Annotated in this window: 6 protein-coding genes; 5 read left to right on the top strand and 1 reads right to left on the bottom strand. The window is 57.6% G+C overall.

The annotated features are described in order from the left end of the window. Positions 1-59 precede the first annotated feature (59 nt). The 5 genes from JQ574_RS35535 to JQ574_RS17550 all read left to right on the top strand — a co-directional run bounded on the left by JQ574_RS35535 (position 60) and on the right by JQ574_RS17550 (position 12,438). The gene (locus tag JQ574_RS35535; protein ID WP_312018268.1) at positions 60-368 is read left to right on the top strand and encodes an HGGxSTG domain-containing protein; all 309 of its coding nucleotides are present in this window, start codon (positions 60-62) and stop codon (positions 366-368) included. Then, positions 365-931 carry a hypothetical protein gene (locus JQ574_RS17565; RefSeq protein WP_212383738.1) on the top strand — a complete coding sequence of 189 codons (567 nt, stop codon included), beginning with the start codon at positions 365-367 and terminating at the stop codon, positions 929-931. The genes JQ574_RS35535 and JQ574_RS17565 overlap by 4 nt, the downstream gene beginning before the upstream one ends. A 160-nt stretch (positions 932-1,091) precedes the next feature. Beyond that, positions 1,092-1,691: a hypothetical protein gene (locus JQ574_RS17560; protein ID WP_212383736.1), complete on the top strand. Its 600-nt coding sequence runs from the start codon at positions 1,092-1,094 to the stop codon at positions 1,689-1,691. A 333-nt stretch (positions 1,692-2,024) separates the two neighbouring features. Then, complete coding sequence (locus JQ574_RS17555) at positions 2,025-6,041, top strand: AAA and adenylate/guanylate cyclase domain-containing protein (RefSeq protein ID WP_212383734.1); 4,017 nt, start codon at positions 2,025-2,027, stop codon at positions 6,039-6,041. A 301-nt stretch (positions 6,042-6,342) separates the two neighbouring features. Beyond that, on the top strand, positions 6,343-12,438 hold the full coding sequence (locus tag JQ574_RS17550; protein WP_212383732.1) for an alpha/beta fold hydrolase: 6,096 nt from the start codon (positions 6,343-6,345) through the stop codon (positions 12,436-12,438). Between the two features lie 197 nt (positions 12,439-12,635). Here the strand turns inward: JQ574_RS17550 and JQ574_RS17545 are convergent, their stop codons facing one another. Next, positions 12,636-13,313 carry a hypothetical protein gene (locus JQ574_RS17545; protein WP_212383730.1) on the bottom strand — a complete coding sequence of 226 codons (678 nt, stop codon included), beginning with the start codon at positions 13,311-13,313 and terminating at the stop codon, positions 12,636-12,638. Positions 13,314-13,390: the final 77 nt, after the last annotated feature.

Here is a 13,390-nt window from a genome sequence, read left to right as displayed (position 1 = left end):
CGGTCTGGACGACTGATGACGGTGTCCAAGTCCGCCGATGTTTGCGAGCGGATTCTAATATGGGATCTCCCCGGGGGGGCAGATTTTTTGGAGACAACCCCATGAACCAAGACCGTGTCATGGCACAGCTTGCAAACATCAGGACAGCCCTACGCTGTGGCGCAAAGACACGGGCCGGCGGTCCTTGCCAGTGCCCGGCCATTTGGGGCCGCAACCGCTGTCGGCTTCACGGCGGGCGCAGCACCGGCGCGCCGAAAGGCCTGGGTAACGGCAACTACAAGGATGGCACGTTCACCGCGGAGGCGGTCGAGGAGCGACAATGGCTCAGATCGATCGTTCGCACTTATGGAAAGGTCGATAAAGGATGAGCATCCTACCGGCGAGCCAGATTCCGGCCCGGGGAAGGAAGAAGGAAGCTCCTGTGCGGGTCAAACTCGAGCGCATCAATTGCAACGTTGCCAAGTCGCTTCCGCCGGATGGCAACCACCAACTGTGGTTCGTCCGACTGATGGACGCCTGCGGCACTTCTTCGCCAGATTTCATCAATGCGACTTTGTTTCAGCTTCAAGCCGCCGCTCGACTGCCAAACGGTGGATTGTCTGAGACCGCCCTGAATGCTGCTCTAGCAATGATCGAAAGCGAGCAGCCCAGGGGTGAAACCGAATGCGCACTAGTGATCCAGATGGCAGCTGTGCACGCAGCATCGATGGCCGTCCTGGGCCGGCTCGGCGGCGGTCATGGCGGTGATCGTCATATATTGGCAGGTGCGACGGCCGTAAGCCGGCTGTCGCGTACTTTCGCGATCCTAGTTGAAACATTGCGGCGGCTTAGGAGCGGCGGATCGCAAGTCATCCGGATTGAAAGAGTGGACGTCCGGGAGGGAGGGCAAGCGGTCATCGGAAACATAAAGCAGGAGAGCTTGAGTGGATAATACTTCCATACAACGTCTCCGTCGCAGTCATAACGTTCGTTGTAGCGTCGTTGCGGTATACCTTGCTTTGCGGTTTTTCGCGTCGCTGACTTAGGCACTCGGAGTTGTCCATGCCTGATGAGCATCAAATAAATGCGACCATCGCAACGACGATACTCGCATGCGCCATGAGCTGCAACCAATCCACGGAACGGAAACAAGGAGAGGACACCATCAGGTGAAGGATACAACATACAACGGCGCGTGCACGCGCACGGCGCTGACCAAATCAATAACGCCAGAAGAGGTTCGCGATCTTCTCACTGGTTTTGTCGCCGCCATCGAGCTGGATCAGATCCGGGTGGATGCCTTGCCACCTGAAAAGTTTCATCGGTGGTACAGTGATAACATGTGGCGGAATTGGCGTCGCAATCATATTGAGCAGATCAATCGGTTGCTTTCTAGCGTGAACACGATCCCGCCGAGCCTGCTCAAAGAACTGGCCTGGCTGGCGATCAGCTACGAGCCGGCATTCGTCCGGCAAGCGCTACTCCGTCTTTTCGCCGAGGCCGCAAGTGGTAGCTGCGCTGCGGAGGAACCTAATACCACCGCCGCTTTTTTTGGCTGGCTGATCAAAGATGTGAGCGACACACCCGCACGCAAACCCCTGAATATCGATGCCAGAGCCTTGATGATGCAGTGGTTGGCCGTCACCGACCCGTTAAGCATCGCTGAAGATCCCGAGTGCGGTTACGGTCGGCCCGCTGGATTTGTGAGTTGAGGCGCTCCAAGCCGTATGTTGTGATTGACTGGCAGATAAGCCTGACGAAGGCTCAGCCTACCCAAGCGGCAGCAGATTGATTGTAACCCAGTCCACAGCTAACCGGTGATTGCGATAGCGTCTATAATCTATTACGGTAGGCCAATAGTTCAGTTCTAGTTTTGTAAAAGGCTCCCATAGGCGGGCCCTCAGGTCGAACAGTTAGGGCTTTTGCGTTAGGGCAATTTGCTGTCAAAGGTGAAGCACACAGATAACTAGCTAATCTTAAGCGCATTCGTCGGCGATCACGTTAGACCCGGTGGGCCAGGTCTCTCAATTTTTTGGGAGCAGAACATGAAAGCGCGCAATTTAATACTTGAGGACTTACTTCCCGTGAAGCTGCTCGCGCGATTAAATCGCAGCGAGGACCGACGCCCAGCAGCAATTCAGTTTACCGCAGCCGTCATGTTCATCGACGTGTCGCGATACACAGCCTTGGTAGAGCAGTTGGCGCGCCGCGGCCAAGAGGGACTCGAAGATCTTCCGAGATTACTCAGCCTTTCGTACGGCCGCTGCGCGGAGCATATCGATGATCTCGGAGGTGAAGTGCTCTACTTCGCTGGAGATTCGCTACTGGCCTATTGGCCCTCCGATGCTGACGATCTTGGGTGCGCCGTACGGTCAGCAGTTGCCTGTGCAGAAATGATCTGCCAAGGCGGCAGCGACGTGAAACATCGTGTTGCCAGCGAAATTTATCCGGCTTTGCATCTAGGCATAGGCGCGGGTCGCCTTTGGTCGGCCGCTTTGGGCGAGCACCCGACCCGAAATCTCATCGCAGGTGGTGAAGCCGTCACCCAGGCCGCTGCGTCACAAGCCGTCGCACGCAGTTGGGGCTACGTACTGTCCACCGAAGCCACGCAAATACTCGCTCGCGAGGTCACCACGGCGACAAACGTTTTCTCCCGACGTCATTTCGAAACCTGCTCTGACATACCTTCCGTCGACTGGATGACTCAGTTCTTGCCCATGCAAGTCAGGGAGATACTGCTTTCAGCTGATTCGAAGCCACCTGCTGTTCGCGGGTTGTTGGCGGTCGACGTCGATCCCATTGGGGATATCGATGTCCAACTGGCTGAACTTAGCGAAATAAGACCTGTCTCTGCTCTCTTCGCGCGAATTGTCGGTCTCAATTGCTCCGATGCTCTCGCACTACCGCAACACCAAACGCTCTATGCTTCCTTAGAGGAAGTAGTGCGAGCGCGGGGCGGGCCACCGGGAAATCTGTACTATGACGATAAGGGGCTTGTATTTTCTACGACATTTGGGGCCCGCGGCAGCTTTCACCGCGATGACGCTCGGCGTGCCGTTAATGTTGCGCACGCCATCAATCAAGCTGTTGACAGCCTGGGGCTCTCGTCCTCGATCGGCGTTGCTACTGGGGAAGCCCTTTTTGGATTCGTCGGAAGCATGCGGCGCCGCCAATTTATGACACACGGCGCACCGATTAATCGTGCTGCACGCCTTATGATGGCAAATGATCGAGGTATTCTCTGCGACGCACCGACGGAACGAGCAAGTCGATCGGCGTTCAGATTCGAACCGAAAGGCACTCTCCAGCTCACCGGCCTCGGTGATATGGCGGCGGTTTTTTGCCCAGTTGAGTCCTACGAGGCCAGTTCGTCCGACATATATCTCGTTGGACGACTCAATGAACTAGATCTGCTCAAACGTACATTCGAGGAAGTACAAGGCGGAGGCAAACGCCTACTCGTCATCATGGGCGAGTCAGGCATAGGTAAGTCTACGTTGGTTGCTTCGTTCACTGAAACTCTGCGCTCAACTGGGACGACGGTCGCCGTGGCACGCGCCGAACGGGATGATCGCCGAACGTCCTTTCTGCCCTGGCGACGACTGCTGGGTTCCATTCTTAATTTGGCGATTGATATCGATGCCATGCTTGTGCTCGACGCTCTTTCGTCGCGGCTCGGGAATAATCCGAGAATTCTCGAACGACTGCCTCTGCTCGATGGCGTTTTGGGGATTGACATTAACGAGACCGAGAGTACGCGTCACCTTCAAGGTGCCCATCGTGGCGACGCAACCATGCGTCTGGTTGCTGACCTACTTGACGTAATCGCACCATGCCCTTTGGTGTTGGTACTAGAAGACAGCCAATGGCTTGACTCGGCATCGTGGCGGCTAGTCGAGCGGGTAGTGGCTGGCCGCTCGTCAATACTGGCGGTGCTGTGTGTGAGATCGGAGGAAATCCCTGAAGATCTTCGGAACCTCCAGCGGCGCGCAGAAGCCGCGCGAGTGACTCCATCTGGAATTGAGTTAGATGATCCGGCCCGGTTCTGCCGCATCCTTGAAGTCGAGGAACTCCACGACACTGCGATATGCGAACTTGCTGCGCGCACGCTTGGGGATGCGACTCCGGATCGCGAGCTCGCCGAACGGATATCCGCATTAGCTTGCGGCAATCCTCTTTTTGCAGAGGAAATCAGCCTTACATTAAAGACCGAGGGATTGATAGCCATTCGCGAAGGCTGTTGGCGGTCGATCCGCCCGCTGGATGACCTCCGCTATTTCGAACGCATAGAGCGAGTGATACGAGAACGCGTAGATGGCATTGAACCCAAAGCGCTAGACGTCCTTAAGGCATGCGCTGTGATCGGACGATCCTTTCTGTTCGAGGCGCTGGAGGTCGTACTCAAGGACGAATCGAAACACACAATACAAGCTGCTCTCAACTCGCTTGTGGCCGCGCATTTTCTACGAAAAAACTCGACTGCGCGAGCTTACGAATTTCGACATGATCAGATCAGAGACGTCGTTTACGCTTCGATCCCTGCAGACGTTCGGCAACGACTCCACGGCATCTTGGCTGATTGGCTCGAGCAAACCGAAGAAACTGCCACTGGGGCGGATATTGCAATTCTTGCTCAGCATTTTGAAGCCGCCGGAAACAAAGATAAAGCTGTCACATACGCGGAGAGTGCGGCGACAAAGGCGCTGCAGGCCGGAGCTTTTCGCGAGGTCGAAGCCTTTCTGGCTATTTGTTTCAGTCATGAATCGCGACAGATGAACTTAACGAATAAGCAAAGGCTTCGGGCGGTCCGATGGAGAGCACAGCTTGCTGAGTCCCATTATAGCCGCGGAGATATCTATGCTCAGGGCGTCGCAATTCGTCGCGCGCTCACACTGGCCGGGGAAACGATTCCTCGTTCGCGCATCACAATTGCCGCTCGGATTGCAAGAAGTGCCTGTCGGCTCTTGTTTCAGCAGATGCTCCCGCGAGCGACTCCCGAGTCGGGCAAGGCTTGGGAGCAGGAAATGGCTCGCTGCCACAACCAGGCAGTGATGGTCGACTATTTCGAACTTCGTTTCCTTGAGGGTATGCGCCATCTCATCGAGGCTGTTGTTCATGCCGAACGAGCGGGAATCACAAGAGAACTCGCTGTGGCGTCTTCACAGATGGCGTGCGGACTCGGGATATTAGGGCAAAAGCGCCTCAGCAAATATTTTATGAGAAAGGCCGATCGAGCTGCGGTTACTCTCGGTGATCCAGCAATACATTCGCACGTCTGTAACCTCGATGCGCTGTGGCAAGTTGGGCGGTGTCACTGGGAGATGGTCGATCGTCGTCTGAATCAATCACAGGATCTGAGCTTGCGCGCGGGAGATCAATTGCGGTGGTCCAATGCGCAAGTCATCCGCTTCTGGTCCCTGTTCTATCGCGGGGACTGGAATTCGCTCGAACAGACCGCGCAAGGGCTCTTGTCACGTGCACAAAGCAGCGGAAACGTTCAACAGGAGAACTGGGCCTTGCGATGCAAATCGTTGTGCGCGCTTCATGCGGATCGCCCTCGCGAGGCCATCGAAATCTTACGGCTCATTACTTCTGCAATGCTCGGATCTGCCGACTTGGCTGCCCAAGTGTCCACAAAGGGTTCGCTCGCTTTGGCACTTTCTCGGATCGGCTTGAATGACGAGAGTCTTCAGGCAGTCGAAGAAACGCTCCGGATACTGCGCGGAATGCGTCGTCCGACGGGCCACGTCACACTCGTTGGCATCTCCGGTGTATGTGAGGTGCTCTTCCGGGGGCGAGAGACTGCATTGTCTCGCGAGTACGACCAGTGGTCCGATTGGGAGGCGCAAGCCCTCAACGAGCTCAAAAGATACAGTCACGTCTTCCCCGTCGGGAAGCCTCAGTACGGCTTGTGGGCGGGCGTGGCGCTCTGGTTGGAGGGTCGAAAGGATAGAGCACTTATTAAATGGAATGAGGCGTTGTCGGTCGCCCGGCGGCTTTCGCTGCGGCACGACGAGGCGATGATCGCAGCTGAAATCAGACGCAGGCAGGACCGACTTTAGAAATCTTTGCGCCGCCGCGATGGCAAGCTGTTCAGGTGCTCGGATGAGAAAGAGGTGCGTCGATCAACATTTATTGGCACCGACCCGCAACGACAGTGCGGCGTCAATGGGCTGTTTGATATCCGCCGAGTGAAGATGTTGCAGCGGTTACGGGTCTCGGCGGCGGGTCTCTGATCAGCGCTCGGAACATGGGGCGCATATGGCAGGTTGTGAACGCTTCGCCTGGAAATCACTTCGAAGGGCTCCTGTCCTCTCCGTGGTGCTTTAGTGGTTAATTGTGTGCTGTTTAGAGGGGTCGCGCATGGACACCCAGACATCAGGCGGACGGCGACATGTGACTTGGTTGTCGTGCGGGCTCGAGACATTGGTGGACAACTGCCGATGGATGGCCAACCCCGAGCTGCCGGATCGTCCCGAACATGACTTCGACATAGTCATCGTCGGCAGCGGTTACGGCGGTGCTGTGGCCGCTGCGAGACTGAGCGGCTGCACGGATACGCAAGGCCAGGCACTAGGCAAAGACGGGAAGCTAAAGATTTGTGTGCTCGAACGCGGCAACGAGTACCTGCGCGGCATGTTCCCATCGCGCCAGGCCGAACTGCCCGGACATATCCGTTTTACAACGCCCGAGGCAAAACGACAGCGCGGCGTCTATGACGGGCTCTATGACATGCGCTGGAGCAATGACGCCGTGGCGCTGATAGCGTCGGGTGTGGGAGGTGGTTCGCTGATCAACGCCGGCGTCATGGAAATGCCGAAGCCGTATGTGTTTCAAGAGGCCCGTTGGCCTCACGAAATCCGCAAAGCGAGTCTCGACGGCAGCCTCGAAACGTCCGCTAAAGCGCTTCGCATTTGGCTGGGCGCTGACCGCTTGAAAGCAACGGAAGCTAATACTGATCTTGCCAAGACCGGCGCACTTAGGAAGCTGGGCGGTGGAAAGGTGGATCCCGTTCACGTGACCGTGGCATCCAAGAATCACAAGAATGCTGCTGGCGTTACCCTCTCAAAATGCAACTGTTGTGGCGACTGCGCAACAGGCTGCAATTACAACGCAAAGGAATCACTCGATCTCAACCTGTTGTGCCTCGCCCATGAGGCCGGTGCGCAAATCATCACGGGCGCCACAGTGCTGCGCGTCGCGCCGCGCGAGACCGGCGCGGATGGCGGCTGGCAGGTATATGTCAACCACACGGATGGCCATCTGCGGGACCGTCAACTGGAGCCGTTCTGTCTCCGCGCCAAACGGGTGATCCTCGCCGCTGGGACGTTCGGCTCTACCGAGATCCTGATGCGCTCGCGAAACGCGCGGTTGCAGCTTTCCGACCAGCTCGGATTCAAGTTCTCGGCCAACGGCGACATGCTGGTGATGGCGCATGACCTAGCTTTAGGCACGGAGGTAAACGCCGTTGCCGACGAAACGGTAGATCCGAAACCGCTTCCGGAGGCACAGCTTGGGCGTCGGGCCATCGGTCCCACGATCACCGGGATGATCGATCTGCGCAACGGCGATGCGGAGACGGACTTGGTAATCCAGGACCTCGCGGTACCCGGGCCGCTGCGGCGGCTGTTCGAGGAAGCCACCACCACTTTCGACCTTCTGAACCAGCTGACCGCGGGCGACTGGAAAAAACATGAGAATGGCGCCAGCCGCGACGACGACGCTTCGGTCAACACTTCCGCGATGAAGAGGTCGCTGGTCTTGGCGATGATCGGCCGTGATGATGCAGAAGGAGAGTTGAGCCTGGCCGGTCGTCCGATATGCGACGACGCAGACGGGTTGCTCACGGTCAATTGGCCGCAGCTTCGCTTGGACCGCCGGTTTGAAAACCACCACCGCCATCTCGGTGATATGCTGAAGGAATCCGCCGTCGGCGGGCGGGTAGTGAATAACCTGCTTTGGCGGCCACTCTCCGAGGAGCTGGAAGACGTCTTTGGCCGACAGCGGGGCCCGCTGTTGACGGTGCATCCGCTAGGTGGCTGTCCAATGGGGGAAGACGTGGGCCAAGGCGTCACCGACGACTGCGGCCAAGTGTTCGATGCATCAGACCGGACGGCGAAAGCCGTGCATTCCGGATTGATCGTGCTGGACGGTTCGATCGTGCCCACATCACTTGGTATCAACCCGGCATTGACAATCGCCGTGCTGGCAGATCGCGCCGTCACCATTCTCAAGAAGAAATGGAACCTGAATGGCGGCGAGTTGTGCGACTTGCCCAAGCGCGACGGCTTGGAACGCCCGACGTTCTCGGTGACCGTGACAAAAGCCAATCCGGAGCCGACTCGTATCGAATTGACAGAGCAGATGCGCGGTGAGGTGGAGCTCAAGGGACGCGGGCGCCGGCGATCGCACGAGGTCGAAATCACCCTTACGACCGAGCCGGTGCGGGTGGCCGATCTGATGGATCAATCGCCCTCACACGGCTGCCGACTGCACGACGTCCCGACAGTGCAGGCCGGACGCCGCCTGAACGTCGCACGTCCCCAAGAGGGAAAGCCTGCCAAAGGAAAGCTGCGGATTCTACGTACGGGGGCCAGGTTCGATCCCGTGTCCGACCATCCCCAGCCAAAGGACGTGATACTCGAGGCCGACATCTCGGGCTGGCTGACCCTTTTTGATTTCGAACCCACTCAACCTTGGTCGCGAATCCTTCGCGTTTTCTGGGCCTGGCTGCTGAACCGCGGCCTGCGTGACTTGGTTCAGAGGTTAATCCGGTGGCTCCAGGAAACGCTGCGCCTCCTGCCACGGCTGGACGATCGACCAAAGCAAAAGTTGTCCTTTCTACAAAAGGTGACTCGTGTAGTTTTGGGTGTAGTGATCTTCGCGTTGCTCATCTTTGCGCACTGGCTCAACGGTTGGTGGAAGGCGGCCTCCGTAGGTGCGGCGGCAGCAGTGTTCGGCCTATACCTGCTATGGTCGTACAGGCCATACATACGCAAAATGCTGGGCCTGTTTTCGCGTGCAGGTGCGGTACGACTTATCGAGTACGACCTGCGCATCAACAGGGTTGTGCGGCACAATGTCGGCCTTGAACCGGCTGTTGCCGATCTTGAACCTCAGATGTTCGAAGGAGAATCGATTCGGGGCGTCAAACGGCTCACCTACGGGCGCTGTGCCAGCCCGTTTACGCAGCTGACGTCGATGTCGCTTGAGAAATTCCCAGGAATGCCCAGCTTCATCGGCAGGAAATCGCCCGAGCTGGAATTGAACAAGCGCTACCTGGCGCGCCAGGGAGTACCTTTGCTGCGTGTTGTAGGACAGCAGGACGGCTTTGCGTCGTTGGTCGATATGCTATCGTTCGCGCTTTATGTGATCAGGATCGTGCTGCAGGTCCATGCATTAAGCTTTCGCAAGCCCGATGCCTCTTTCGCCCGCGCACACCAGCGCCTGCCCGTCGCAGTGCCGGGCTTGCCCATCCCTCAGATCGATTGGCTGATTGTCGATCGCAAGATTAATCCGCACCCCCGTATTCGCTTGGCGCGCTATGACGGCCGAAAGCAACCGCCTGTTACCAGCGCCCCGGGAAGGCCTGTGCTGCTCATCCACGGCTACAGTGCGAGCGGCACGACTTTTGTTCATCACTCTGTGCCAGGCAACTTAGTGGAAGTTTTATGCGGGCACGGCCGCGACGTGTGGGTGCTTGACATGCGCAGCAGTGCGGGTCTCGACACTGCCACGGAAGACTGGTCGTTCGAGATGATGGCTAATCAGGACATACCGATTGCCATAGAGCATATCCTCTCCGCCACCCAAATGACTAGAATCGACGTCGTTGCCCACTGCATGGGAGCGGCGATGTTCAGCATGGCAGTGCTGGAAGACGAGGACCCCAACGACAAGAAAAAGAAGAACCGATTGCATGAGAAGATCGGCCGTGTCGTGTTCTCTCAGATCGGGCCGGCAATGTTGTTGAGCCGGACCAACGTGCTTGCCGCCTATATCATGCGCTATGTTCGCGAATTCCTTCCACTGGAGAAATATAGTTTCAGCCCGAAGGATGTCTCGCCCGCCGGCCAGTTCCTCGACCGTGCCCTCGCCACCATGTCCATGCCACGGGACGAGTTCCTGCGAGAAAATCCCTTGTCGTGGCCGCCGGGCAAGGCGAGACCCTGGGTCGGAACACGGCATCGCATGGACGCTCTGTACGGACGGACATTCCGACTCAAGAACATGGACACCCGCACGCTCGAGCATATCGACGATTTCTTCGGCCCGCTCAGCGTCGAGACGGTGTCTCAGGTGTTGCATTTTGCAGCCGTCAACTGCGTAACCGATGCCCGGGGTATCAACAGATATGTGACTCCAGAGCGTGTGAAGGAACGGCTCAGGTTTCCAATGATGTCGATCCACGGAGAGGAGAACGGCCTCGCCGACCCGGCTACCATGGCGATCGTGCGCAGAATGCTCGAGAAAGCAGGCGTACCCTACCTTAACGATGATTGGGGTGAGCCACAGCGGGCCAGCAAGGACCGCGTCGCGACGGCGAGTTGCAGCGAGGAAATCGAGCGGCTCATCGACTCGGCCGGTCCGGATCTGACGCCAGGCAAGCCCTCCTACTTGACATGGCTCATCAAGGACCACGGCCACCAAGACTGCCTAATCGGCAAAGACGCCAAAAGCATCTGCGGGGTAATCGCGAAGTATCTAGGTATGCCGGACGCTTCCCGATCGGTTCAGTCCGCGCCAGTTGTGGTCGCAACCGTGTCGAAACCGGCGACGGACACGAGGGCCTGCGAGGCGAGAGCGCCTGCATGTGGCTTGCGCGTGGCGGCTGCGGCCGACAAGATCACCGTGCTCGCCCTGGACGCGAGCGGGCGTGGTCGCCCTCTTGGGGCCGTCTTCGTGCCGGTTGAGCAGGAGAACGAAAGGTTCCGCATGGTCGAGCGGAACGAAGGTCCCGGTTTCACGATCTATTTTCCCCAACTTCCCGAGCGCGCATCCCAGGTCGCGCAGAAGCTACCTGAGAAGAAACCGGTGCATGAAGAAGAAATTGTCACGTTGTATGTGTTCGAAGTGCCGCGCGCCGAATGGCCACCAGGGTCGCAAGTTCTCGTCTTGTTGCTCTATGAGCAGAGTGAAGGCATCGGCGGTAACCCCCGCCCGCCACGATCGATGGCGGACAACAGTACTGACTCCCTAGTAAGGGAGGCGCTCGATCATGACAGTCTGGATGAACTGCGTGGAGGTCTCATTTGCTGTTCGTCCGCCGCTCCAGAGCCGGACACACTCGTAGCAGACAAACCGCGGCGCGTTACCTTCGCGGTGGCAAGCTGCCAATATCCGAGCGACATCTTCAACCGCATGCCGGATGGCGAGCATGCCACGCGCGGACCGGTCGACCGCTCACTGCTCGCGCTCGGCGACCGGTTGAACGAGCCGAACCCGCCGACGCTCCTCTTGCTGTGCGGCGATCAAGTCTACACCGACGCGACAGCCGGCCTGTTCGATCCTAAAGTGTCCGATCAGAAATTCCGTATACCCCATGAACGCCGGGGGCAGAGCCGTGGCGCCAGGGCGGTCACGCAACGCCTTAACTTGGCCGTTCAGATGATGCTGGACGACCACGAGATCCGCGACAACTGGGCGCCCAATGATCCCGACACGGAAATGCTGGGAAGCGGGAAGACCCTGATGGAACTCGGTAGGTCGGCGTATTTCAGATATGAGCGCGGACTGCAGAAGGAGCCGCCACACGTTTGGCACACCATCGAGCACAATGGACTGCCGTTCTTCCTTGGAGACACGCGCACAGAACGCGAGGCTCGGACAGTGTTGGACTGGCGCGAGAAGCAGATCATGAGCCGGAAGCAGTACACCGCTCTTTGCGACTGGCTTAAGACTGATGCCTACAAAGACGTTCCGAAGTTCATCCTGACACCCGCGGCCTTGCTGCCGCGCAGGCTGCAGGTGGCCAACGAACCTGCCCGCACCCTGCACTCGGAAGCTTGGGAAGGATATCCCGCATCGATGTACGCGTTGCTCAAATTCATCTGCGACAACGAAATCAAAGGCGTGGTATTCCTGTCGGGCGACGACCATTTGAGCAACCTGGTGACCGCCACCGTGACTCGTGGCGACGGTGATCGGCGCTGCACCCTGCACTCAGTGCACAGCTCAGCGCTGTACGCGCCGTATCCGGTCGCGAACGGCGTGCCGGAAGATTTCAAGGGCGACGAGAACTTCCGCTTTCCCGACCCGGATGCGTCTCAGGAGAGGTCCTATTTTTGCGAGGTACGAACGCAGTTCGCTCGCGGTGACGGCTTTGCGGTGCTGACTGCACGCAGTGAAAGATTCGGTTGGCACCTGGATGTCGACTTTTACAATGCCGCCGGGGACAAGAAGGGCGAAACAGTTACCCGAGACCTCGGGCTGCGCTCGTCTTCACAAGCAATGCTTTAACGTGAACCCGTCGGAGACACTGTTGGATTTTAGGCCGTGTTCTCCACGGAGCAGGTGCATTCGATTTCCGCTTCGGCCGCTGTCGCCAGCAATCGTGGGGTATGTGTATTAATATACGACTGTCTTCGGTCCTGAGTTGGGTGTGGCGACCCCTGTGCTGTGCCAGCTGACTACTGCCGCAAGCCTAATCGGACGGATCATCTCTTACTTTGGCTTACGTTCGTTTCACGAGCCTTCCTCATTGCTGATTTGAATAAACCAGAACCCAAAATATTCTTTTCCCACTGGCGCAAGCTATTCCCGCTGTAACGTTGTCTCACTTCTGCAGGTGGCCGAGGGCGAGGAAGTCCTCTCACCGAAGCATCTGCATATTGGATTAAAAAGACCTGCACAGCCCTTTCGAATGCGGTAGGCCGTTTGCGTCGCGCTTCGTTTGTCTTATTTTTCTCATGATCCGCAAGCGCTGCGCGTTGGTTGGGAGTTACGCCGGACGGTTCAGTGCGAACACCTTCCTCTTTCCAGACTTTCTCGTAAAGAATCTGTTCGCCGCGAACGTGGCAATATGCCTCAACAAAGAGTCGTCTGTAGGTCTGATCGGAGGCCAACCAAGTGACGTTTCCTGCGGCCGCCTTGATTGTCCATCTCAGCGATTCCGGTGGGATTGGATAAGTTGCTGTAAGCTTATGATATGCATAAGCTGTCGCGCATTGGGAGACGAAACTGCGTAGAAGCTTACGGGCTTTTTTAGCTTTCGCTTCTTCAATAGCTTTCTGCTCTGCCTTTGAGAGGGGCTTACCGGCAGTCTTTGATTTGGGAGGTCCATATCCCGGTCCTTTGCGGCTTCCTGTCATAAATCTGTTGGCTTTTTTATACATGCCAAATAGCCCGCGACCGAGACCGCCGTCCCCATGTGCCCTGCATAGCAGGCAGAGCTCTGTCACCACCAATTCCG

The organism is Bradyrhizobium sp. AUGA SZCCT0158 (assembly GCF_018130065.1).
In the GTDB taxonomy this organism is placed as follows: domain Bacteria; phylum Pseudomonadota; class Alphaproteobacteria; order Rhizobiales; family Xanthobacteraceae; genus Bradyrhizobium.
This window is presented reverse-complemented; position numbering and strand designations above follow the sequence as displayed.

Excerpts from the sequence above, each read along its gene's own strand:
- JQ574_RS35535 (WP_312018268.1), top strand. The coding sequence starts at position 60 with ATGGGATCTCCCCGGGGGGGCAGATTTTTTGGAGACAACCCCATGAAC.
- JQ574_RS17565 (WP_212383738.1), top strand. The coding sequence starts at position 365 with ATGAGCATCCTACCGGCGAGCCAGATTCCGGCCCGGGGAAGGAAGAAG.
- JQ574_RS17560 (WP_212383736.1), top strand. The coding sequence starts at position 1,092 with ATGCGCCATGAGCTGCAACCAATCCACGGAACGGAAACAAGGAGAGGA.
- JQ574_RS17555 (WP_212383734.1), top strand. The coding sequence starts at position 2,025 with ATGAAAGCGCGCAATTTAATACTTGAGGACTTACTTCCCGTGAAGCTG.
- JQ574_RS17550 (WP_212383732.1), top strand. The coding sequence starts at position 6,343 with ATGGACACCCAGACATCAGGCGGACGGCGACATGTGACTTGGTTGTCG.
- JQ574_RS17545 (WP_212383730.1), bottom strand. The coding sequence starts at position 13,313 with ATGTATAAAAAAGCCAACAGATTTATGACAGGAAGCCGCAAAGGACCG.